This is a genomic window from Thalassovita sp. (genome assembly GCF_965218685.1).
GTDB lineage: Bacteria > Pseudomonadota > Alphaproteobacteria > Rhodobacterales > Rhodobacteraceae > Thalassobius.
The window spans coordinates 1,419,593-1,442,779 of the sequence record NZ_OZ244657.1; the positions used below are offsets into that span (position 1 = coordinate 1,419,593).

Below are 23,187 nucleotides of genomic sequence, written 5' to 3' on the forward strand. Positions count from 1 at the left end.
GCTACCTCGGTCGATGGACATGGGCGCTTTGCACCAGGCCAAAGGCGGCCAGCAGCACCAGCATGGCCGAGCCGCCATAGCTGACCATCGGCAGTGGCACGCCCACCACGGGGGCCAACCCCATCACCATGGACATGTTCACCGCGAAGAACAAAAAGAACGTCATCGCGATCCCCAGCGTCATCAACGAGGCAAACCGATCCTTGTTTGCCATCGCCGCGGCCACGCAGAAGACGATAATCAGCGTATAAAGCATCAACAGGGAAATGCCGCCGACAAAGCCAAATTCCTCGGCCAGGGTGGTGAAAATGAAATCCGTGTGCTTCTCGGGCAGGAAGTTCAGGCGCGACTGGGTGCCTTGCATGAAGCCTCGGCCCGTCCAGCTGCCTGATCCCAATGCGATCTTGGACTGGGTGATGTGATAGCCCGCCCCCAAAGGATCGCTGGCGGGGTCCAGAAATGTGTCGATCCGGCGATACTGGTAGTCCTTCAGCAGCTGCCAGCCGGTGCCGCGCGACTGGAACACAGCGGTCACCAGCCCGATCCCTGCCGCGAAAACCGCAGCGAAATAACCCCAGTGTACGCCTGCAAAAAACATCATCGCTCCGCCAGCGGTCACCAGCAGGATCGAGGTTCCAAGGTCGGGCTGCTTCAGTACCAGCGCAGTGGGGATCAGGATGAACAGCACAGGGATGAATACCCACAATGGATGCGAGGTTTTCTTGGTGGGCAGCCAGTCGTAATAGGCCGCCAGCAGCATCACCAGTGTGATCTTTGTCAGCTCGGATGGCTGCAGGCGCATGAAACCCAGATCGATCCAACGCTGGGCGCCCATGCCGACCGTGCCGAAAAACTCGACGAACAGTAGCAGGGCCAGCGAAAGCAGGTATCCCACCCCGGCCATGTTGCGCCAGAACCAGATCGGGATCATGGCTACGAACAGCATGACCCCAAGGCCCAGGGCAAAGCGCTTCAGCTGGGGTTCGACCCAGGGCGAGAAAGACCCGCCGGCCACCGAATACAGCATCAGGAACCCGACACTGGCGACCGTGATCAGCAGCAGCGTCAGCGGCCAGTTCAGGAACAGCAGCTTGCGCGGGCCGGATGGAATGGATTTGACGGTATACTCAAGATAGCTCATGTGCGCACCCGCCCGGTCGAACCGAAGTCAGGCCGCTCGCGTTTCAGCCGGTCCTGCAGAGCTTTGATGCGGTCGCGGTCCTTGGCAGGATAGGCATCCAGCGGCGGGTCCTCGCCATACAGCGCCTGCAAGGTGATGTCGCGTGCGATCGGTGCAGCGGCTTTTGATCCGCCGCCCCCATGTTCCACCACGACGGCCACGGCATAACGCGGGTTGTCGTAGGGGGCGAAGTTGACGAACAGCGCATGGTCGCGACGCTCCCACGGCAGGTCCTCGTTTTTGGTGACGCCCCGGGCGCGTTCAGCGGCGGTGATGTTGCGGACCTGGCTGGTGCCGGTCTTGCCGGCCATGCGCATATCATCGGGCAGGATACGGCTGCCATATGCGGTGCCCCGGCGCACGTTCGACACCTCGAACATCGCGCGACGGATCTGGCGCAGATGATTTTCGTTCAGACCCAGGGACTCGCCGCTGCCCGAGGGTTGTTCGACTCCGTCGACTGATTTCAGAAGGCGCGGCGTGACCATGCGGCCCGTGGCAATCCGGGCGCTCATCACCGCCAGTTGCAGCGGCGAGGCCAGCACATACCCTTGCCCGATCGAGGCGTTCACCGTGTCCCCAACCACCCAGTCCTGCCCATAGTTGGACAGCTTCCAGTCTTTGGTGGGCGCGCGACCACGGGCGACGGCGGACATAGGAATGTCGTATCGCTGGCTTAACCCCAGGCGTTCGGCCATGGCGCTGATTTTCTCGATCCCGACCTTCAGCGCCACGTCGTAGTAATAGACATCGCAGCTTTCGCGCAACGAGGACTTCAGATCCATATGGCCGTGGCCGGCCCGTTTCCAACAGTGGAAACGGCGGTTGGCGACCTCAACATGGCCGGGGCACCAGACCGTTTCTTCGGGCGAGATCACGCCCTCTTCCAGTGCGGCCAGAGCTGTCACCATCTTGAAGGTTGATCCGGGCGGATAAAGGCCCTGCACGGATTTCGAGGCCAGAGGGCGGAATTTGTTTTCGGTCAGTGCCTTGTAATCGCTTACAGAAATTCCGCGCACGAACAGGTTGGGATCAAAGCTGGGCGCCGAGGCGATGGCCAGCAGGTCGCCCGTCTGGGTGTCGATGACTACGGCCGCGGCGCTTTCATTGCCCAGTCGCGCCTGCACATAGTTTTGCAGCCGGTGATCCACGGTCAATTGCAGGTTGGCGCCGGGTTGACCTTCGACGCGATCCAGCTCGCGCATGACACGTCCAACAGCGTTCACCTCGACCCGTTTGGTGCCTGCCTTGCCGCGCAGGTTTTCCTCCATCTTGGCCTCAAGACCGACCTTGCCGATCTGGAAACGCGGAATGCGCAGCAGTTGATCGGGGTCCTCGATCTTGGACAGGTCGTAATCGGACACGGGGCCCACATAGCCCAGCACATTGGCGAAATCGGGGCCCAGAGGATAATGACGCGACAGGCCGACCTCGGGAGTGATGCCGGGCAGGGCAGGTGCGTTGACCGAGACACGGGCGATGTCCTCCCAGCTGACGCGGTCAGCGATGGTGACGGGCAGGAAGGGCGGCGAGCGCTCCATCTCGGCCATGGCGCGGTTCAGATCATCTGCATTCAGCTCGACCAGGGTGGCCAGGCGGCGGATGACGGCGTCGATGTCGCCGGCGTCCTCGCGCACGATTGTCAGGCGGTAACTTGGTTCATTGCGGGCGATGACCAGGCCGTGTCGGTCGAATACCTCGCCGCGGGCAGGTGGGATCAGGCGGTCATTGATGCGGTTTTCCTCGGCCAGCAGGCGGAACTGGTCGGCCTGATCGACCTGCAGGTACCGCATTCGCGCCCCCAAAAGCCCGACAAAGCCCAGCTGCAGGCCGCCGACCACCAAGGCCCGGCGCGATACGCGGCGCGCGCTTTCGGTGTTCTCGCGGCTGGGGCGTCTCATGCGCGGCCTCCCAATGTGTCGCCATCCCCGGGTTGAGCGGGCTGTACGCCAAAGGCAAGGGTCGTGATCAGCACGATCAAAGGATAGGTCGCAATGCTCATGAGGATCTGGATCGTAGCCAGCAACAATGGCGCCTGAGGGATCATCAGCGTGGACAGCACCAGCCGGTACAGCAGTAACACGCAGATCATAACGACCGAGATATTCAGCCATTCCACCGCAAAGGTCTGCCCCCTCAGACCGGCAGCACGGCGCTTGACCGCGCCCGAGGCCAGCACCAGAAGTGTGGCCCACAGACCGGGCGGGCGCTGGAACAGGAAATCAGCAAGCAACGCAATCGCGGCAATGCTGAGCAGGGGAACATATTCGGGGCGGCGCGCGGCCCAGGCCAGCGTAAAGGCCAGCAACAGGTCCGGTCCGGCAAAGCTGCGCGGCACGGTTCCCAGAGGCAAAAGTTGGAAGAACATCACCGCCATGCACAGCGCCAGATACCCGGCGCGCATGACCCACAGACGTGTGCTTGTGGCCTCAGTCATAGGCAGCCTCGTCGGGGGCTGGGGCCAGAAGGGCGCCGGGATCGGTGATCACCTCGGTGCCCGGATTGCGCAGCACGCGGAGAAATTCCAGACGCTCGTAATCTGCCACTAGGCGCACGCGAAGGCGGCCTCCGGGGTCCTGGGCGACATGGCCGATCAGCAGGCCTGCGGGAAACACGCCCCCATCCCCCGAGGACACAACCCGATCACCCGGCCGCACTGCATCAGGGTTTTCGACAAAGGACAACAGGGGCGCCAAGGTGTTGTCACCGCTGACAATGGCCGTCTGGCCCGAGCGTTGAATCTGTGCCGGGATGCGTGATGACGCGTCGGTCAGCAGGATCACCCGGCTGGTGTTCTGTCCCACGCCCGAAATGCGCCCAACCAGGCCAATGCCGTCCATCGTGGCCCAACCGTCAATAATCCCGTCGCGCTGGCCCACGTTCAGCAGCACCGATTGCCGGAACGGAGAGCCGCTGTCAGCCAGCACCACGCCTGTCACCACGGTCAGGCGCGGGTCCAGACGGACCTTGTTCAGATCCAAAAGTCGGGCGTTTTCCTGTTCAAGCTGGCTGGCGGCCTCTTTCCAGGCTTTCATCTTCTGCAATTCGCGGCGCAGTTCTCGGTTTTGCTCGACGATGCGCTGATATGACTGAAGATCCCGAAGCAGGTTCACCGCGCCTGTGACCGGGGCCATCGCCCAATCGAAACTGGGCACCACGGCATCAATCACCTGCGCGCGGAACCGCTCGACCCGGGGGCTGTCGATCCGCCACACCAGAAAAACGCCGATCAGGCACAGGATCACCACCCCCGTCAGCAATCGCTTCAGAGGGGCAATGAAATCCTCGTCTTGTGTCTTGTCCTTGGCCAAGCGTCCCCCTTTCAGGGAAAGTTGGGCATGTTAGCTGTCGTAGTCAATCGCGTGGCGCAGCTGTTTTTCATATTCCAGCGCCTTGCCGGTGCCCAGGGCCACGCAGTTCAGGCTTTCATCGGCGATGGAAACGGCCAGGCCGGTTTGCTCGCGCAGGGCCAGGTCCAGCTCGCCCAGCAGCGCGCCGCCGCCGGTCAGCATGACACCGCGATCCACGATGTCTGCGGCCAAATCGGGCGGGGTTGCCTCCAGCGCGGTCATCACGGCCTCGCAAATCTGTTGCACGGGTTCGGCCAATGCCTCGGCTACCTGAGCCTGACTGATCTCGGTTTCCTTGGGCACACCGTTCAGCAGGTCGCGCCCGCGGATCTGCATCGAGGCCCCGCGGCCATCGTCGGGCATTCGGGCGGTGCCGATGCTGGTCTTGATCCGTTCAGCCGTGGATTCGCCGACCAGCAGGTTTTGCTGGCGTCGCAGGTAGTTAATGATGGCTTCGTCCATCCGGTCACCACCCACGCGGACCGAGCGCGCATAGACGATATCGCCCAGCGACAGAACGGCCACCTCGGTGGTGCCGCCGCCGATGTCCACGACCATGTTGCCGGTTGGATCGGTGATTGGCATGCCCGCGCCAATGGCGGCCGCAATGGGTTCAGCAATCAGGCCAGCACGGCGGGCACCCGCCGACAGAACCGACTGACGGATTGCACGTTTTTCCACCGGGGTTGCGCCATGAGGGACGCAGACAATGATCTTAGGCTTCGAAAAGGTCGAGCGTTTGTGAACCTTGCGGATGAAATGCTTGATCATCTCTTCGGCGGTGTCGAAGTCGGCGATAACACCATCACGCATCGGACGGATCGCCTCGATCGAGCCGGGTGTCCGGCCCAGCATAAGCTTGGCGTCCTCACCCACGGCCAGAACCTTTTTCACGCCATCCTTGACGTGATAGGCAACCACGGACGGTTCACTGAGGATAATGCCCTTACCCTTGACGTAAACCAGCGTGTTTGCTGTTCCCAGGTCGATCGCCATGTCCGACGAAAACAGGCCAGGCATTTTTTCAAACAAACCCATAGTGCGTGATATCCCGCGCTCTCAAATTCCCCAAAAGGCCCCGACTCTGCCAGTGGGGCCAAATGCCCTTATAGGCGCGGGGGGGCGAATGGAAAAGGCCCGATCCAAGCCCGAAGGGGGCAAATCAGCGCGATTTCGCCGCCCGCGCACGTGCAATCGCCAGGCCAGAGATTGCATCCCCCGTCGTGCCTGCTTTATCAGCGACTTGAAACAGCAAAGGCCGGCCATGTTATCCTATCAGCACATCTATCACGCGGGAAATTTGGCGGACGTTCAGAAACACGCCTTGCTGTGCGCCATGCTTGAGTATCTGACGCGCAAGGACAAACCGCTAAGCTATCTGGAAACCCACGCGGGCCGGGGTCTATATCAGCTGGACGCGCCCGAGGCCGTGAAGACCGGCGAGGCCGCAGCGGGCATTGACCTGATCCGGGCCCGTGGCTTGCTGCCGGATGATCACCCCTATCTGGCTGCGTTGGCGCGGGTGCGGGCGGTGCATGGAGAACGCGCCTATCCCGGCTCGCCTCTGCTGGCGGCAGAATGCCTGCGCCCGCAGGACAGGATCACCCTGGCCGAACTGCACCCCCAGGAAAACGCCGCGCTGGAATATGCGATGTCGGCCACGCAGGCGCGGGTGTTCAAGCAGGATGGATTCGCAATGGCGCAGGCGCAAACGCCTCCGCAGCCGCGCCGTGGCGTTTTGCTGATCGATCCCAGCTATGAGGTGAAGGACGACTACGACGCCATCCCCAAGGTCATTGCCAAGCTGCACCGCAAATGGAACGTGGGCGTGATTGCGCTGTGGTATCCGCTGCTGACCTCGGGGCTGCATGGCCAGATGTTGGCCGAGCTTGAGGCGCAGAACCTGCCCAAAACCCTGCGCCACGAGGTGAAATTCCCCCCCGCACGCGACGGGCACCGGATGATCGGCTCGGGGATGTTCATCGTGAACGCGCCTTATGGGCTGGAGGACGAGGCCGCCCGCCTGACCAAGGTGTTCAAGGCGATTTAGGCCTATTCTTCGCTGGCTGCGGCCAGTGCGTCCAGCTTGACCAGCAAGGATTTGACCTGGCCGTCCAGCCAGTCGCGTCCCTTGTCGACGGTGCGGGTATAGCTTTCCAGCGGGCCAGCCAACGGCGGAACTTGCGCCGCGATCTGAGCCGAGAACGCGTGCACCGACCACAATAGAGCGATCACCAGAACCCCCAGCAGGAAACCACCGCTGAAACCGCTGGATTTGCGGCGGGTGGGGATGCCTTCGGTGCCCGAGGGCGCGTGGTCATCCGATCGCGCGGGTTTGCGCACTTCTGCGTCGAGGGACGAGTTGATTTCTTCGATATCGGGCAGCAATTCACGCCGCGAGCTGACATGCGCGTCCAGATCATCGTCGGCTTCTTCGAGCGCGTCCTCCGGATCGGGGTCTTCATCGGCCTGTGGCCCCTTGCGGCTTTCCATCCGTTCGCGGGCCTCTTCGGCGCGACGGGTTGGCTCGTCCCGGGCAGGGGCGGGTTCTTGGGCATCCAGCCCCAGCTCGGGCTGCGTTTGCATGTCCGCTTCGGCCTCGGCAGCGCGCTGGCGGGCCTCGAACTCGGCCTCTTCTCGCAGCAGGTCCGCGATGGCTGGGTCCAGCTCGCGGCGGACGGGCTGGGGCGCCTTGTCCGAAGAGTCCTCTGTTTCAGGCTCGTCTTCAAATTCGGGCTCGGGTTCCGGCTCTGGCTCGGGTTCAAGCTCGGGCGCAGGTTCCGGTTCGGTCTCGGGTGTGTCGACCGGCATCTCTTGGCCCAGCTCTTCGGCCAGGTCTGCGTCTTGGTCGGGATGCGCCTGGAACCAGGTGTTCCCGCAATTCGAACATTGCACGTCACGGCCCTGTTCGGGGATTACCCCGTCCGGAACTTCATATTGTGCACCGCAATTTGGGCAGACTAGCCGCATACTGCTTCCTCGGAACCTGTTCACATTACTGGCCACTTTGCGCCGTGACCCTTCAAAGTCACTATAGGGTGTACGCCTTTGGCGGAAAAGTGCAAAGCAATCATGTGCCTGCCGCATTGCAACTGTGTCCTTCCTGTTGCAGAAGAAGGCATGAACAAGGGATGCGATCCGTGATCGAGCTGGACAATGTGGCCTATAGTTATGGTGGTGGCGAACTGCTGAGTGAGATCTCGCTCAAGCTGACGCCGGGATCTTTTCACTTCCTGACCGGACCATCGGGCGCGGGCAAAACCACCTTTCTAAAGCTGTGCTATGGCGCGCTGGTGCCGACCGCCGGCCATGTGCGCTTGTTTGAAACGGATGTCCGCAGCATGAGCCGTGATGACACTGCGCTGGTGCGCCGGCGGGTGGGTGTGGTCCATCAGGATTGCCAGTTCCTTGATCACCTCAGCGTCGAAGAAAACATCGCCCTGCCGCTGACCGTCGCCGGGCACGACACACTGCAAGAGCTTAACAATCTGCGAGAGCTGATGAAATGGGTTGGTCTGCAATCGCGCTCCCAGGCCCTGCCGCCCGAGCTTTCGGGTGGTGAACGGCAGCGCGCGGCGTTGGCGCGGGCGGTGATCATGTCCCCGGACGTGATCCTGGCGGACGAGCCCACCGGCAATATTGACTGGGAAATGTCCCAGCGTCTGCTGCAGCTTCTGGTCGAGCTGAACCGCATGGGCAAGACCATCATGGTGGCGACCCACGATATGAACCTGATCCGCGCGGCCAAACATCATGTGCAAGCGCGGGTGCTGCGAATCTCGAACCGGCGGCTGCAACTGGCGGGGGCGGATCTATGAGCCCGCTTGGCCGGATAATGTCCTTTGTCGTGGGCGATGCCCAGGCAGATCGCAGCGTGCCGCCCTCCGGGTTCACGGCGAACCTCACGCTTTTCAGCGCCGCCGCAATGTCATTCCTGTGCGTCTTTGCACTGGCCCTGTCGCTGGCCACCGGACGTCTTGCGGACCGCTGGGGAGGAGAACTGGTGCGCAGCTCGACTTTGCGGATATCGGCGCCGGTCGACCAGATCGATACGCAAACACAGGCGGCCCTACGTGTGCTGGAAACCACGCCCGGCGTTGCGACGGCCCGCGCACTGACCGCCGAGGAACAGGGCACCTTGCTGGAACCTTGGTTCGGGCCGGATTTGCCGCTGGACGACCTGCCAATTCCACAACTGATTGAAATTACAGAAAATAGCGACGGCTATGACGCCGCCGGCCTGCGCCTGCGCCTGTCCGCCGAGGTGCCGGGCGCCGTGCTGGACGACCACACGCGCTGGCGTAAACCGTTGATACAAGCCGCCAGCAGGCTGCGTGTTCTGGGTTGGGCGTCGATCCTGCTGATTGGTGCGGCTTTGGCGGCAATGATTACGCTGGCGGCCAATGCGGCGCTGTCGGCCAACGCGCGGGTGATTGCGGTGCTGCGTCAGGTTGGAGCCACGGACAGCTATATTGCGCGGGCCTTTGTGCGGCGTTTTACCCTGCGCGGGTTTACCGGCGCGGCTGTTGGTACGGTTTTGGGTGTCCTGGCAATGTTCCTGCTGCCCTCGGCCACCGAAGAGGTCGGCTTTTTGACCGGGTTGGGCTTTGAAGGGGCGCATTGGTTGATGCCGTTTTTGATCCCGCTGGTTGCGGCGGGCGTCGCCTTTCTGGCCACGCGGGCTGCTGCGCAGAAGACACTAAAGGAGTTGCCCTGATGGCTTATGCATGGCGCTGGCTGCGCTCGTTCGTGTTCATGTTCCTGGTCTATGCGGTTATGGGGATCATGGGGGTGCTGTTTTTCCCCGTTGCCCTGGTCAGCCGCGATGGCACGCGGAGGGTGTGCCGCGCCTATTGCCGGGTCGTGATGCTGCTGGCGCGGGTCATGGTGGGGCTTCGCAACGAAGTGCGCGGGACGCCTCCTGCGGGCGAGGTGATGGTTGCGGCCAAGCACCAGTCATTTTTTGATATCCTGATGATTTTCAATGCTTTGCCCACGGCCAAGTTCATCATGAAACGCGAGCTGTTGTTCACGCCGATCATTGGGCAATATGCCTATCGCATCGGGTGTGTGCCAGTGAACCGCGGCAAGCGCGGCCAAGCGATTCAGAAAATGGTTGAGGACGTCGAGCGTGGCTCGGCTCAGGCGGGGCAACTGGTGATTTATCCGCAAGGAACCCGCGTCGCCCCTGGGGTGGATGCGCCTTATAAGGTGGGCACGGCGGTTCTGTATGGGCAGCTTAAGCAGGACTGCGTGCCTGTTGCGACGAATGTCGGCGTGTTCTGGCCGCGTTCGGGGATTTATCGCAAGCCGGGCCTGGCCGTTGTCGAGTTTCTGCCCGTGATCGAGCAGGGGCTGGGCCGAAACGAATACATGGCGCGGCTGGAAAGTGAGGTCGAGGCGGCCTCGGATGCGTTGATGCGTGAGGCAGGGTTTGATCCCAAGGCCGCGTGAGGTGAGTAGAAGAGGCGCGCTCGGGCGTCCCACCCGGACCCGCCCTAGCCCTCGCGCGCCTCTCTCGCCCTTGCGGGCTCGGGCGTTTCTGATCCATGTCAGGGACAGGGCGCTTGTTCTTTGAAATGGTGCCTGCACCAAGTATCGCGAGGACCCCATGAGCACGACAATTCGAAAAATTCTGGATGGACGCAAGCTGCACTCGATTGCCCCTGGTGCGGTGCTGAGGGAGGCTGCACGCCAGATGGCCGAGCACGGGGCCGGGGCCTTGGTGGTTCTGGAAGACGGTGCCTTGGTGGGGATTTTGTCGGAGCGTGACATTGTGTTTCGCGCCGTGGCGCAGGGGCTGCATTCGGACGAGACGTTGGTATCGGACGTGATGACGCGGGATCCGGTGACGGTTGGGATTGATGATGCGGTCTCGGACACTTTGGCGGCGCGGCTGGGGGATGCGTTTCGGCATTTACCAGTGGTGGATGGGGCGCTGGTCGTGGGGGTGCTTTCGTTCCGGGATATCCCACCGGAGTATGTCATGATGTACGAGCGTTTCCGGGAAATGAGCGGGGCCACGGCCGACCAGACGTAATCCGTGACGTTGCGTTGCAGTTCGCTTGGTTAGATTGACCGATGCCGGGCTTTGCCTGACCCTTTCCTGCAGACATGGGAGAGGGAGATTGTCATGGAACTGGACGCAGCTATCGAGGGGCGGCGTAGCATACGGGGGTATAAGCCCGATCCGGTGCCGCGTGCGTTGCTGGAGGAGATTATCGCGCTGGCGAACAGGGCGCCCTCGTCTATGAACACGCAGCCTTGGCATTTTCATGTGTTGACCGGAGAGCCATTGGAACGTGTGCGGCAAGGCAACTCGGAGCGGATGCTGGCCGGGGTGCCGGTGCAGCGCGAGATTCCCGATCATGGCGCCTATGTGGGTGTGCATCGTGAACGGCAGGTGGAGATTGCCAAGCAGTTGTTTGCCGCGATGGGGATCGCGCGCGATGATAAGGTGATGCGGCAGGATTGGGTGATGCGCGGGTTCCGGCAGTTTGATGCGCCGGTGTCCATTGTCGTGACCTTTGACAAGATGATCGAGGATCAGGGGACGATTGCGCACTTTGATCTGGGGGCCGTGACCTATGGGTTGGTTCTGGCCGCGTGGAATCGGGGTTTGGGTGCGGTGATCAACGGGCAGGGGATCATGCAGTCGCCGGTGGTGCGCGAGGTGGCTGGTATTCCCGAGGATGAAGTTATTTTGACCTGTGTGGCGCTTGGGTGGCCAGATGAGGAGTTTGCGGCCAATGGGGTGCGGTCACGCCGGCGGTCGGTCGAGGAAACCGCGCGGTTTATTGGGTTCTAGGCAGGGAAGGCGCGCGCTCGGGCGTCCCACCCGGACCCGCCCGAGCCCTCGCGCGCGCCTGTCGCCCTTTCGGGCTTCGGTGTGTTTTCTAGAGCGGTGTGGATGGGGTCAGGTTGGTGCCGTCGCTGGGTGGTACAAGGGATTGAAGTGTTAAATATTCACCTCAGTCGAAGACCCAAGGGATGACGGCTCCGCGTTGGGGAAAGTGCCGGCTGACCAGCTCGGTCACGCGTGACAAGAGTGCGTGCCCCATATCGTCTGTTGTGAATGCGGCATCGCCGTAGAGGTTCATGCGGCAGCGGTTGTCTTTGATATTCAGGAAAACCTTGGTGACGGGGGCGATCCAGATCCGCGCATCAGGGCCGAAACTGTCAGACCGGACCAGGCGGGCTGGAATGCGGCTTTGGAAATCGCGGGCAGGTTCGCCCTTGATGCAGATCTGTTCAAAGAGGTCTGCGACTTGCTGGGCTTGCTTTTAGCAATGGCGTGATCCAGCAGGGCGTGGCCGCCGAGGCCCAGAAAAAGCCCAGCCAAAACGACGAACAACACAGAAAACGGGCGGGGCATGCCGCACCTGAACAAAAAAAGGGCCACCCGGATGTCGGATGGCCCTGGGATGTGATTAGGCGTGGATCGCGCCGTCGCCGCAGGCCAGGGCGGCTTCGCGCACGGCCTCGCTGAATGTCGGGTGCGCGTGGCAGGTCAGGGCGATGTCCTCGGCCGAGGCGCCAAATTCCATGCCGACGCAGATCTCGTGGATCAAATCACCGGCACCCGGGCCGATGATGTGGCAGCCCAGGATGCGATCCGTGGCCTTGTCGACCAGCATTTTCACGAAACCTTCGCCCTGGAAAACAGCCTTGGCGCGGGCGTTGCCCATGAAGGGGAATTTGCCGACCTTGTAGGCAACGCCTTCTTCTTTCAGCTGCTCTTCGGTCTTGCCGACGGTGGCGACCTCGGGGGCGGTGTAGATCACGCCGGGGATCACGTCATAGTTCACGTGGCCATGTTTGCCGGCAATGCATTCGGCGGCGGCCATGCCTTCGTCTTCGGCCTTGTGGGCCAGCATCGGGCCGTCGATGGCGTCACCGATGGCATAGATGCCGGGCACGTTGGTCTGCCACTGGGCGTTGGTCTTGATCTGGCCGCGGGGCGACATTTCCACGCCCAGAGCCTCGAGCCCCAGACCGTCGGTGAAGGGGCGACGGCCGGTGGCGCACAGAACCACGTCGGCGTCCAGCACGTGTTCGCTGTCATCCTTGCGCAGTTTGTAAGTGACCTTGGCCTTGGTCTTGGTGGCGTCCACCTTCTGCACGGCGGCGCCCAGCACAAAGTCCAGACCCTGCTTTTTCAGCATCTTCAAGAAGTTCTTCTGGATCTCGCCGTCCATGCCGGGGGTGATGTTGTCGAGGAATTCAACCACGGTCACCTCGGAGCCCAGACGTTTGTAGACCGAGCCCAGTTCCAGCCCGATGACGCCTGCGCCGATCACGACCATTTTCTTGGGGATCTTGTTCAGCTCCAGCGCGCCGGTCGAGGTCACGACGACCTTTTCGTCAACAGTCACGTCCGCGCCGGGAACGGGCGACGCTTCGGAGCCCGAGGCGATGATGATGTTCTTGGCCTCGTGGACCTCGTCACCGACCTTGACCTTGCCGGCCTCGGGGATCGAGCCCCAGCCCTTCAGCCAGTCGACTTTGTTCTTCTTGAACAGGAACTCGATGCCTTGGGTGTTGCCCTTGATGACGTCGTCTTTGTAGGACAGCATCTGTTTCCAATCGACCGACGGGGATTTGCCCTTCAGGCCCATGGTGGCAAAGTTGTGCTCGGCCTCGTGCAGCTGGTGGGACGCGTGCAGCAGGGCCTTCGAGGGGATGCAGCCCACGTTCAGGCAGGTGCCGCCGAGGGTTTCGCGGCCTTCGACGCAAGCGGTTTTCAGGCCCAGTTGCGCGCAGCGAATTGCTGCGACATAGCCGCCGGGGCCAGCGCCGATGATGATGACGTCATATTGTGCCATGGGGGTTCTCCGTCAGATCTTGGTGTTTAAATGAGGGGGGCGGCCTGCCGGGCGGTTTGCCCGTTGGCCTTGGTTCGGTGGGGCAAGGGCGCGCATCACGAGGCCTCCTTGCGGGAAAAGGTCCATTCGGCCCGGCGTTTAGGCGTCAGTACTGCGGCGCGGCGGGCCAGGAACCAGCTGTGGCAGGCGGTTTCAGCGGCAGCGATGCTGGGCGCGGCACGCAAGCTGGTCAGGCGGCGCTGTGTGTCGGGCCAGTGACGCAGGATCGCAGTGTCCTGAACATCGTTGCGATTGGCCGTGCGGTGCCATTTCGAGCCCAGGTGATACTTGGTATCGCCCAGTTTTCCCTGCCCGTCGCCGCGATCATTTTTCATCAGGAACAGGTCTTGCGAGCGGGTGGCATAGTGGTTCAGGCGGGCGCGGCTGGCACGGCAAGACACGTCGTGTGGACGCCAGCGCGAGGATTTGCTGCGATAAAGCCCCTTGTTCGACAGTAGCTCTCCGTCAGCCGAACAGACTTTCGGATCGTCGACCAGCGGCTGCAGCGGGTTGTGATCGGTCGCATGGGCAAAGCTGGCCACACGGAACAGGCATTTGAACTTGGTCACGCCGGGTGTGGCCATGGGCTCGGCATGGGTAAAAGCCTTCAGCACGCTTTGGCCGGGCATCCAGTCGCTGACGCCGCTGTCGCCAAATGTACGCCACGCGATGGGGACAACATCGGCCTTGGGCAGTTCAGCCAGCAAGTCCTGGATTTGGCCGTCCTTGTGTTCGATCAGCAGAAACTCGTCGCTGTCGATATGCAGGACCCAGGTGAATTCATGGCCGCGCAGCCATTCCAGGGCCAGATCCATCCCCGCGTCCTGAGGCGCGTTGGGTGGCAGAACCGAATGGTCGATATGCACGATGTGCCCCAACTCGGCCAGACGAGTGGCCAGAATGTCCGAGCCATCGGTGCAGTCGTTGGTCACAATGATGATGGCGTCAAAGCCCAGCCCCTGATGATAGGCGACCCACTCCAACAGAAACAGACCCTCGTTGCGCATGCAGGACACAAGCGCCGTCTTGGTCTGGCTGGGGGCGGGTTCAGTCATCTGCTCCGGTTCGTATTGTCAGCACATCTGCGCGGGTTGAGGTTCAGGGCGCCAGTGCGGCGCCCGTTGGGATAGCCATCAGGCCGGTGTCAGCATTTTCAGCACGATATTGGCCACACCGTCGCGTTCGCGGTGCATGGCCAGCTCTTCTGATTCAAGAAACGCGCGCGCTTTGTCCAAGTCCGAGACCGCGAACAGTGCAACCGCGTGGTTTTCGCGATCCGGGTCGCGCCAGACATTCATGTCGACGATCCCCGAAGCCTGCCGGGTCTTTTTGTCTTGATGAAATACGGTCAACCAAGCATCGAAATCTGCGACGTCAGCTTGCCAGAGAATATGGGTAGCCATTGTGCGCCTCCTTTATTGTGATGGGATCACAATGACCCCGATGCTTTGCTGCTGCTTTGATCCCACTCAAAAATCGCAGGGATTGTGTAACGAGGAAGACCAAGCGAAAAAGGGTGGGCCAATGAGGCCCACCCCCTGAATTGTTACAGGTCCATCAGCAGGCGGCGGGGATCTTCCAGCGCTTCTTTGACGCGCACCAGGAAGGTCACGGCGCCTTTGCCGTCGACGATGCGGTGATCATAGGACAGGGCCAGGTACATCATCGGGCGGATCTTAATCTCGCCGTTGATGACCATGGGACGGTCCTGGATCTTGTGCATGCCCAGAATACCCGACTGCGGGGGGTTCAGGATCGGCGAGGACATCAGCGAGCCATAGACACCACCGTTCGAGATGGTGAAGGTGCCGCCCTGCATTTCTGCCATGGACAGTTTGCCGTCACGGGCGCGCTTGCCTTTTTCAGCGATGGCAGCTTCGATCTCGGCAAAGGACATCTTGTCAGCGTCGCGGATGACCGGAACCACCAGACCCTGCGGGGTGCCCGCAGCGATGCCCATGTGGACAAAGTTCTTGTACACGATGTCGGTGCCGTCAATCTCGGCGTTGACCTCGGGGACCTCTTTCAGCGCGTGGCTGCAGGCCTTGGTGAAGAAGGACATGAAGCCCAGACGGACGCCGTGTTTCTTCTCGAACAGGTCCTTGTATTCTTTGCGCAGGGCCATGGTCTCGGTCATGTCCACCTCGTTATAGGTGGTCAGGATCGCGGCGGTGTTCTGAGCATCCTTCAGGCGGCGCGCGATGGTCTGGCGCAGACGGGTCATTTTCACGCGTTCTTCGCGGGCGGCGTCGTCGGCCGAAACCGGACCGCGCGGCGCTGCAGCGGGGGCTGCGGCAGGTGCGGGCGCTGCGGCCGAGGCCACGGCAGCGGCAACGTCAGCTTTGGTGGCGCGGCCATCTTTGCCGGTGCCGGTGACCTGATCGCGGCTGATGCCGGCCTCGGCCATGGCTTTTTCGGCGGCGGGGCCGTCCTTGATGTCCTTGGCGCCCGAGGCAGCGGGTGCCGCAGCAGGAGCAGCCGCCGGAGCCGCAGCAACGGCAGCACCCGAGGACGAGATCACGGCCAGTTTGGCGGTGGCATCGACGGTCGCGCCTTCGGCGGCGACGATTTCAGCCAGAACACCAGCGGCAGGGGCGGGCACTTCGACCGAAACCTTGTCGGTTTCCAGCTCGCACAGCATTTCGTCTTGGGCGACGGTGTCGCCGACGGCCTTGAACCAGGTGGAAACGGTCGCCTCGGTTACGGATTCGCCAAGGGCAGGGACCATCACGTCAACGCTGTCATCGCCTGCGGGGGCCGCGGCAGGTGCTTCGGCGGCAGCTGCGGGGGCTGCAGGCGCTGCGGCCTCGCCGCTTTCGTTGATCGTGGCCAACAAAGCATCGACGCCAACAGTGTCGCCTTCGGCCGCGATGATATCGGCCAGAACACCAGCCGAGGGGGCGGGCACTTCGACGGTGACTTTGTCGGTTTCCAGCTCGCACAGCATTTCATCGGCTGCGACGGCTTCGCCGGGTTTTTTGAACCAGGTGGCGACCGTGGCTTCGGTTACGGATTCGCCAAGGGTGGGGACGCGAACTTCGGTCGTCATGGATTACTTTCCTTCGATGGTCAGCGCTTCGTCAACAAGCGCCTGTTGTTGTGCTTTGTGCTGGCTTGCAAGGCCGGTTGCAGGCGAGGCCGCAGCCGCGCGACCGGTGTAAACCGGGCGGCTGTGTTTGGCGTCGATGCGGGTCAGGACCCACTCGATGTTCGGCTCGATAAAGGGCCAGGCACCCTGGTTCTTAGGTTCTTCCTGGCACCAGTACATCTCGGCGTTCTTGAAGCGCGCCAGTTCCTTGGTCAGCGTCATGGCCGGGAACGGATAGTACTGTTCGATCCGCATCAGGTAGATGTCGTCGATGCCACGGGCGTCACGCTCTTCCAGCAGGTCATAGTAGACCTTGCCCGAACACATCACGACGCGTTTGATCTTGTCATCGGCAACCAGCTTGGTGTCGGAATGGCCCTTTTCGGCGTCATCCCACAGCACGCGGTGGAAGGACGAGCCGGGCAGGAATTCCTCGGCGTTCGAGACGCACAGCTTGTGACGCAGCAGCGATTTCGGCGTCATCAGGATCAGCGGCTTACGGAAAGTCCGGTGCAGCTGACGGCGCAGGATGTGGAAGTAGTTGGCCGGAGTGGTGCAGTTCGCAACGATCCAGTTGTCACCGCCACACATGGTCAGGAAACGTTCCAGACGGGCCGAGCTGTGCTCGGGGCCCTGGCCCTCGAAACCATGAGGCAGCAGGACCGTCAGGCCCGACATACGCAGCCACTTGCTTTCGCCCGAGCTGATGAACTGGTCGAACATGATCTGGGCGCCGTTGGCGAAATCGCCAAACTGGGCTTCCCACATGACCAGCGCATTGGGTTCGGCCAGCGAATAGCCGTATTCAAAGCCCAGCACCGCGTATTCCGACAGGGCCGAGTCGATCACTTCGTAACGCGACTGGCCTTCGCGGATGTTGTTCAGCGGATAGTAACGCTCTTCGGTTTCCTGGTTAATCAGGCCCGAATGGCGTTGCGAGAACGTACCGCGCGTACAGTCCTGACCGGACAGACGAACGGGGTATCCCTCGGTCAACAACGAGCCAAAGGCCAGCGCCTCGGCGGTTGCCCAGTCATAACCTTTGCCGGTTTCGACCATCTTGGCCTTGGCGTCCAGCAGGCGGGCGACCGTCCGGTGCAGCGGGAAACCATCCGGTACACGGGCCAGCGCGCTGCCGACCTCTTTCAGCGTGTCCTCGGAAATCGCGGTCTGGCCACGTTGATAGTTATCCTCGGCGTCACGGTCCAGATGCGACCAGCGTCCGTCCAGCCAGTCGGCCTTGTTCGGTTTATAGTCTTTGCCGGCCTCGAACTCTTCGTTCAGGTGGGACTGGAAGGCAGCCTTCATGTCCTCGATCTCGCCCTCGGGGATCAGACCGTCCTTGACCAGAAGCTCGGTGTACAGCTGAAGCGTGGTTTTGTGCTTCTTGATGTTCTTGTACATGATCGGGTTGGTGAACATGGGCTCGTCGCCTTCGTTGTGACCGAAGCGGCGATAGCAGAACATGTCGATAACCACGTCCTTGTGGAACTTCATGCGGAATTCGGTGGCGACCTTGGCGGCGTGGACCACGGCTTCGGGGTCATCTCCGTTCACGTGGAAGATCGGCGCTTCAACCACCAAGGCGTTGTCGGTGGGATAGGGCGACGAACGCGAGAAGTGCGGCGCGGTGGTGAAACCGATCTGGTTGTTCACCACGATATGAATGGTGCCGCCGGTCTTGTGACCGCGCAGACCCGACAGGGCGAAACATTCAGCAACAACACCCTGACCGGCAAAAGCCGCATCACCGTGCAGCAGAACGGGGATCACCGAATGGTGCTCGGGGTCGTTGACCTGATCGGTCTTGGCACGACATTTGCCCAGCACGACCGGGTTCACCGCCTCGAGGTGCGAGGGGTTGGCGGTCAGCGACAGGTGGACCTTGTTGCCGTCGAACTCGCGGTCCGACGAGGCACCCAGATGATATTTCACGTCGCCCGAACCATCAACGTCCTCGGGCTTGAACGAGCCGCCCTGGAATTCGTTGAAGATCGCGCGATAGGGTTTGCTCATCACGTTGGCCAGAACCGACAGGCGGCCGCGGTGAGGCATACCAATGACGATTTCCTGAGCGCCCAGGTTACCGCCACGCTTGATGATCTGCTCCATTGCGGGGATCAGGCTTTCGCCGCCATCCAGACCGAAACGCTTGGTGCCCATGTACTTGACGTGCAGGAACTTTTCGAAGCCCTCAGCTTCGACCAGTTTGTTCAGGATGGCCTTACGGCCTTCGCGGGTGAACTTGATTTCCTTGTCGAAACCCTCGATCCGCTCTTTCAGCCAACCGGCCTGTTCGGGGTCGGAAATGTGCATGTACTGCAGGGCAAAGGTGCCTGCGTAGGTGCGTTTGACGATGTCCAGGATCTGGCGCATCGAGGCGATCTGCAGCCCCAGCACATTGTCAATGAAGATCGGGCGATCCATGTCGGCCTCGGTGAAGCCGTAGGATTTGGGGTCCAGCTCGGGGTGCGGGGTCTGGTCGCGCATGCCCAGCGGGTCGATGTCGGCAACCAGGTGGCCACGAATACGGTAGGCGCGGATGATCATCAGCGCGCGGACCGAATCCAGAACGGCGCGTTTGACGGCCTCGTCGCTGACCTCGACGCCTTTTTCGGCGGCCTTGGCGGCGATTTTCTTGCCGGCGCTCTTGGCTTCGGCAGGGGCGGCGGGCCATTGACCGTCCAGCGCGGCGGTCAGATCGTCATTGGGGACCGGCGGCCAGTCAGTGCGGGCCCAGGAGGGACCGGCGGCCTCGGCCTTGGCCTCCATCTCAGTATCACCCATCTGGCTGAAGAACTCGGCCCAGGCGGCGTCTACCGCACTTGGGTCATTCGCCCAGCGGGCATGCAGTTGCTCCAGATATTCCGCGTTATGCCCCTGCATAAAGCTGGAGGCATGGAAGATATCGTTGGGTGATTGATCGGTCATATTTGCACCTTCTGAGGGCTGGTACAGTTATTTGTTAAGAGGCATGGCGCACCTTTGTACGCCATGCCCAGAGGCAACCTAAGCAGCCATATTTAACAAGCGATTAGCCTTTGGCGATCGCTTCCTGAACGGCTTCGCCCAGGGTGGCAGGGCTGTCGGCAACCACGATACCGGCCGATTTCATGGCCTCGATCTTGGATTCCGCGTCGCCTTTACCACCGGCAACGATGGCGCCAGCGTGGCCCATGCGGCGGCCCGGAGGCGCCGTGCGGCCAGCGATGAAACCAGCGGTGGGCTTCCAGCGGCCTTTTTTGCGCTGCTCAGCCAGGAATTCGGCAGCTTCTTCTTCGGCCGAGCCACCGATTTCACCGATCATGATGATCGAGGTGGTTTCATCGTCGTCCAGGAACATATCCAGCACGTCGATGTGCTCGGTGCCCTTGATGGGGTCACCACCGATGCCGACGGCGGTCGACTGGCCCAGACCGATGTCCGAAGTCTGCTTCACAGCTTCGTAGGTCAGGGTGCCCGAACGCGACACAACGCCAACCGAACCACGCTGGTGGATGTGGCCGGGCATGATGCCGATTTTGCAGGCGTCAGGGGTGATGACACCGGGGCAGTTCGGGCCGATCAGTCGCGACGAGCTGTCCATCAGCGCGCGCTTGACCTTCATCATGTCCAGAACCGGGATACCTTCGGTGATGCAGACGATCAGCTCCATCTCGGCGTCGATGGCTTCGAGGATCGAGTCAGCCGCGAAGGGCGGGGGCACGTAGATCACGGTCGCGTTGGCTTCGGTCACGTGCTTGGCTTCGTGGACCGAGTTGAACACGGGCAGGCCCAGGTGGTCGCTGCCGCCCTTGCCGGGGGTCACGCCGCCAACCATTTTAGTGCCGTAGGCGATTGCCTGTTCCGAGTGGAAAGTACCCTGCGAGCCGGTGAAACCCTGACAGATTACCTTGGTGTTTTCGTCGATAAGGACTGCCATTTTCTTAACCTTTCACCGCTTTCACGATCTTTTCTGCACCATCCGACAGGTTGTCGGCGGCGATGACGTTCAGGCCCGAGGTGTTGATGATCTCTTTGCCTGCTTCCACGTTGGTGCCTTCAAGGCGCACAACCAGCGGAACCTGCAGACCGACCTCTTTCACCGCGGCGACAACGCCCTCGGCGATGACGTCACAGCGCATGATGCCACCAAAGATGTTCACCAGGATGCCTTTGACGTTCGGGTCCGAGGTGATGATCTTGAACGCTTCGGTCACCTTTTCCTTGGTGGCGCCGCCACCAACGTCCAGGAAGTTTGCGGGCTCGGCGCCGTACAGCTTGATGATGTCCATGGTGGCCATCGCCAGACCGGCACCGTTCACCATGCAGCCGATTTCACCGTCCAGAGCGATGTAGTTCAGGTCGTATTTCGACGCTGCCAGCTCTTTGGGGTCTTCTTCGGTTTCGTCGCGCAGGTTGGCGACGTCGGGGTGGCGGTAGACAGCGTTGCCGTCAAAGCCCAGCTTGGCGTCCAGCAGCTTCAGGTTGCCATCGGGCATCACGATCAGCGGGTTGATCTCCAGCATCTCCATGTCCTTCTCGATGAAGGCACGATAGAGGTTCCCCAGCAGCGCTACGCACTGTTTGACCTGACCGCCGGTCAGACCCAGCGAGAAGGCAACGCGGCGGCCGTGATAGGGCATGTAGCCGGTGGCCGGATCGATGTCGAAGGACAGGATTTTCTCGGGGGTCGACGCTGCGACCTCTTCGATGTCCATGCCGCCCTCGGTCGAGGAAACGATCGACACGCGCGAGGATTGACGATCGACCAGGAAGGCCAGATAAAGTTCACGCTCGATGTCCGAACCGGCTTCGATGTAGATGCGGTTCACTGCTTTGCCGGCGGGGCCGGTCTGGTGAGTGACCAGGGTCTTGCCCAGCATCTTTTTGGCTTCTTCAGCGGCTTCTTCCACCGACTTGGCCAGGCGCACACCGCCTTTTTCGCCAGCTTCGGCTTCCTTGAAGGAACCCTTGCCGCGACCACCTGCGTGGATCTGAGCCTTTACAACCCACAGGGGGCCGTCCAGCTCGCCTGCGGCGGTTTTGGCATCTTCGGCCTTCAGGACGGCACGTCCTTCAGAAACCGGGGCGCCGTATTCGCGAAGAAGTGCTTTCGCCTGATATTCATGGATGTTCATGAAAACTGTCCCGTCTTGCTACGATTGAAGGAATCTATAGCCCCAATTCGCCAGCAGGCCTAAGCTATTTCTTCAGGAAAAGCCGAATTTTGCTGATTTTCTGCGGTTTGTGATCACACTCTGAAAAACTGTGATCACAAAGCTACTGCAGCGCTGGCAAAAGCGATTCGTTGGGCCGCATAAAGGATGCCTTTGCTGCTTTGCAGCATCAAGACAAGTCCAAAGCTTGGATGCAAGCGCCGAAGAGATCAGAAATTTCGGGTCAGACCAAAATTCAACGCATTGGTGATGATGTCCGTGCGCAAGGTGCCGCCTCCGATCAGATCCGCATGGATCTGACTGAAGGTGCCTTTGTATTCGGCAAACATGTCCCAACGCGCGTTCAAACTGGAACTGACACCGAACATCCACGCCACCGAGGGCCCCGCAAGCTGGTATTCATAAGTGCGCGGCGCAGTGGGTGTGGTCTGAACCTCGACATGAGGGATGGCAACGCCAAGGCTGGCCCCGGCATAGGGGGTCAGTTGGTTCCAGTGACCCGGCCAACGACGCACCACGCCAAAGGTCAGATTGTTCAAGCCGTCCGAAAACTCCAGCACCTGGAACCCACCCGAGGTCCCTCCCGGCCCCAGCGTGTCACTGTCCGCGTAGACCTTGGTGTGGTTGAAGTCTGCAGTAATGCCAAGGGTCGGGCTTCGCCAAAAGGTAGCCCTGACGCCATAGTGCGGAGGCATGGCAAGGGGCTTGCCGCGCCAGCCAGCGGTGAAGTCAAACGTGCCCACACCTGCCGGATCATTGCCCGAGACCTTGCTGTGCGGCGCTGATTGAGGCCCGGTGTAGACCGAAACGCTCCAGCCATCCGCGCTGGCGGGCAGAGCGCTAAGCACGATTAACACGCTTAGAATTGAAATCATGGCGCGGATGACCGACAGCTTGCCAAGTTGCAGGTGCAGGTGGCGACGACCTGTTCGGATCTGGCGACCGCACCAACGCATCGCGCGGCGAAACATCCGATCAAACGCGGTCAAAGCCAGAATCTGAGTGGCCCATCCGACCAACGCTCCGGCCAGAACCTGCCAGGGTGTGTGCTTGCCTGCGTCTACCCGCGAGGTGCCGACAAACCCGGCTGCCACGACGGCGATCATCTGGGCCGCGTGGCTGGACTTAAGGCAGGTTGTGATCAATGCCGTTGCACCGAACGAGGCAGCAGCAGTATGCCCGGAAGGAAACCCCTTGTTGCCGCCATTGGGGCGCTGGTTGATCTTGGCATCGCCTAGGCCGAACTTCGATCCTTTCACGATGGTCTCAAGCAGCACGTACCGGCCCAGGTACTGCATCGAGCGCCCCTCCATCGAGGCGCAGGCCAACCCGGCCAGCGGCAGCGCGATCTGGAAGTGATCTCCCAGCCGCTCGACATTGCGGCCAGACACCAGCAGGACGAACCCCGCCAGAAAAAACATACAGGCCAATGGGGTCGAGCAAAGCCCGGTGCGTATAGGGGACATGAGCGTCTTTCCGTCGTTCTTTGTCCGCGTGGCTAAGGCGGGCAAACGACGGAAATTCGTCGGCCTTGTAACAATGGGGT

General features: G+C 61.4%; 21 protein-coding genes. 7 read left to right on the forward strand and 14 right to left on the reverse strand.

Features of this window, described 5'->3' with window-relative positions; genetic code table 11:
* Position 1 precedes the first annotated feature (1 nt).
* The 5 genes from rodA to ACOQOQ_RS07255 are packed head-to-tail and all read right to left on the reverse strand — an operon-like array spanning position 2 to position 5,568.
* Positions 2-1,141 carry a rod shape-determining protein RodA gene (gene rodA / locus ACOQOQ_RS07235; protein ID WP_420569465.1) on the reverse strand — a complete coding sequence of 380 codons (1,140 nt, stop codon included), beginning with the start codon at positions 1,139-1,141 and terminating at the stop codon, positions 2-4.
* Positions 1,138-3,081, reverse strand: a complete 1,944-nt coding sequence (gene mrdA, locus ACOQOQ_RS07240) for a penicillin-binding protein 2 (protein WP_420569466.1) — start codon at positions 3,079-3,081, stop codon at positions 1,138-1,140. The genes rodA and mrdA overlap by 4 nt, the downstream gene beginning before the upstream one ends.
* The gene (locus ACOQOQ_RS07245; protein WP_420569467.1) at positions 3,078-3,617 is read right to left on the reverse strand and encodes a rod shape-determining protein MreD; all 540 of its coding nucleotides are present in this window, start codon (positions 3,615-3,617) and stop codon (positions 3,078-3,080) included. The genes mrdA and ACOQOQ_RS07245 overlap by 4 nt, the downstream gene beginning before the upstream one ends.
* Positions 3,610-4,491 carry a rod shape-determining protein MreC gene (mreC, locus tag ACOQOQ_RS07250; protein WP_420569468.1) on the reverse strand — a complete coding sequence of 294 codons (882 nt, stop codon included), beginning with the start codon at positions 4,489-4,491 and terminating at the stop codon, positions 3,610-3,612. Before mreC ends, ACOQOQ_RS07245 begins: the two co-directional genes overlap by 8 nt.
* A 30-nt stretch (positions 4,492-4,521) precedes the next feature.
* The gene (locus ACOQOQ_RS07255) at positions 4,522-5,568 is read right to left on the reverse strand and encodes a rod shape-determining protein (protein ID WP_420569469.1); all 1,047 of its coding nucleotides are present in this window, start codon (positions 5,566-5,568) and stop codon (positions 4,522-4,524) included.
* Positions 5,569-5,794: 226 nt separating this feature from the next.
* Between ACOQOQ_RS07255 and ACOQOQ_RS07260 the strand changes: the two genes are divergently transcribed.
* Positions 5,795-6,580, forward strand: coding sequence for a 23S rRNA (adenine(2030)-N(6))-methyltransferase RlmJ (locus ACOQOQ_RS07260; protein WP_420569470.1), 786 nt, complete (start codon positions 5,795-5,797; stop codon positions 6,578-6,580).
* A 2-nt stretch (positions 6,581-6,582) separates the two neighbouring features.
* Here ACOQOQ_RS07260 and ACOQOQ_RS07265 read toward each other — a convergent pair whose 3' ends face one another.
* Positions 6,583-7,500 (reverse strand): zinc-ribbon domain-containing protein, encoded by a 918-nt coding sequence (locus ACOQOQ_RS07265; RefSeq protein ID WP_420569471.1) that lies wholly within the window; start codon positions 7,498-7,500, stop codon positions 6,583-6,585.
* A gap of 170 nt (positions 7,501-7,670) precedes the next feature.
* Between ACOQOQ_RS07265 and ACOQOQ_RS07270 the strand changes: the two genes are divergently transcribed.
* The 6 genes from ACOQOQ_RS07270 (at position 7,671) to ACOQOQ_RS07295 (ending at position 11,828) form a co-directional block, all read left to right on the forward strand.
* The gene (locus ACOQOQ_RS07270) at positions 7,671-8,348 is read left to right on the forward strand and encodes a cell division ATP-binding protein FtsE (protein WP_420569743.1); all 678 of its coding nucleotides are present in this window, start codon (positions 7,671-7,673) and stop codon (positions 8,346-8,348) included.
* Positions 8,345-9,247, forward strand: coding sequence for a cell division protein FtsX (locus ACOQOQ_RS07275; protein ID WP_420569472.1), 903 nt, complete (start codon positions 8,345-8,347; stop codon positions 9,245-9,247). The genes ACOQOQ_RS07270 and ACOQOQ_RS07275 overlap by 4 nt, the downstream gene beginning before the upstream one ends.
* A complete protein-coding gene (locus tag ACOQOQ_RS07280) occupies positions 9,247-9,984 on the forward strand; it encodes a lysophospholipid acyltransferase family protein (protein WP_420569473.1) in 738 nt (245 codons plus the stop codon). The genes ACOQOQ_RS07275 and ACOQOQ_RS07280 overlap by 1 nt, the downstream gene beginning before the upstream one ends.
* Before the next feature lie 157 nt (positions 9,985-10,141).
* Positions 10,142-10,570, forward strand: a complete 429-nt coding sequence (locus ACOQOQ_RS07285; RefSeq protein ID WP_420569474.1) for a CBS domain-containing protein — start codon at positions 10,142-10,144, stop codon at positions 10,568-10,570.
* 93 nt (positions 10,571-10,663) lie between these two features.
* On the forward strand, positions 10,664-11,338 hold the full coding sequence (locus tag ACOQOQ_RS07290) for a nitroreductase (RefSeq protein ID WP_420569475.1): 675 nt from the start codon (positions 10,664-10,666) through the stop codon (positions 11,336-11,338).
* Between the two features lie 244 nt (positions 11,339-11,582).
* On the forward strand, positions 11,583-11,828 hold the full coding sequence (locus tag ACOQOQ_RS07295; RefSeq protein WP_420569476.1) for a hypothetical protein: 246 nt from the start codon (positions 11,583-11,585) through the stop codon (positions 11,826-11,828).
* A gap of 132 nt (positions 11,829-11,960) precedes the next feature.
* Here ACOQOQ_RS07295 and lpdA read toward each other — a convergent pair whose 3' ends face one another.
* The 8 genes from lpdA to ACOQOQ_RS07335 form a co-directional block, all read right to left on the reverse strand.
* Positions 11,961-13,355 (reverse strand): dihydrolipoyl dehydrogenase, encoded by a 1,395-nt coding sequence (lpdA, locus tag ACOQOQ_RS07300; protein ID WP_420569477.1) that lies wholly within the window; start codon positions 13,353-13,355, stop codon positions 11,961-11,963.
* A 95-nt stretch (positions 13,356-13,450) separates the two neighbouring features.
* The gene (locus tag ACOQOQ_RS07305; protein WP_420569478.1) at positions 13,451-14,449 is read right to left on the reverse strand and encodes a glycosyltransferase family 2 protein; all 999 of its coding nucleotides are present in this window, start codon (positions 14,447-14,449) and stop codon (positions 13,451-13,453) included.
* Between the two features lie 78 nt (positions 14,450-14,527).
* Positions 14,528-14,797, reverse strand: a complete 270-nt coding sequence (locus tag ACOQOQ_RS07310) for a hypothetical protein (protein WP_420569479.1) — start codon at positions 14,795-14,797, stop codon at positions 14,528-14,530.
* A gap of 143 nt (positions 14,798-14,940) precedes the next feature.
* On the reverse strand, positions 14,941-16,443 hold the full coding sequence (odhB, locus tag ACOQOQ_RS07315; protein ID WP_420569480.1) for a 2-oxoglutarate dehydrogenase complex dihydrolipoyllysine-residue succinyltransferase: 1,503 nt from the start codon (positions 16,441-16,443) through the stop codon (positions 14,941-14,943).
* A gap of 3 nt (positions 16,444-16,446) precedes the next feature.
* The gene (locus ACOQOQ_RS07320; protein ID WP_420569481.1) at positions 16,447-19,413 is read right to left on the reverse strand and encodes a 2-oxoglutarate dehydrogenase E1 component; all 2,967 of its coding nucleotides are present in this window, start codon (positions 19,411-19,413) and stop codon (positions 16,447-16,449) included.
* 103 nt (positions 19,414-19,516) lie between these two features.
* On the reverse strand, positions 19,517-20,404 hold the full coding sequence (gene sucD, locus ACOQOQ_RS07325) for a succinate--CoA ligase subunit alpha (RefSeq protein ID WP_420569482.1): 888 nt from the start codon (positions 20,402-20,404) through the stop codon (positions 19,517-19,519).
* Between the two features lie 4 nt (positions 20,405-20,408).
* Positions 20,409-21,602 carry an ADP-forming succinate--CoA ligase subunit beta gene (gene sucC / locus ACOQOQ_RS07330; RefSeq protein ID WP_420569483.1) on the reverse strand — a complete coding sequence of 398 codons (1,194 nt, stop codon included), beginning with the start codon at positions 21,600-21,602 and terminating at the stop codon, positions 20,409-20,411.
* A gap of 248 nt (positions 21,603-21,850) precedes the next feature.
* Positions 21,851-23,107 carry a phosphatase PAP2 family protein gene (locus tag ACOQOQ_RS07335; protein ID WP_420569484.1) on the reverse strand — a complete coding sequence of 419 codons (1,257 nt, stop codon included), beginning with the start codon at positions 23,105-23,107 and terminating at the stop codon, positions 21,851-21,853.
* Positions 23,108-23,187: the final 80 nt, after the last annotated feature.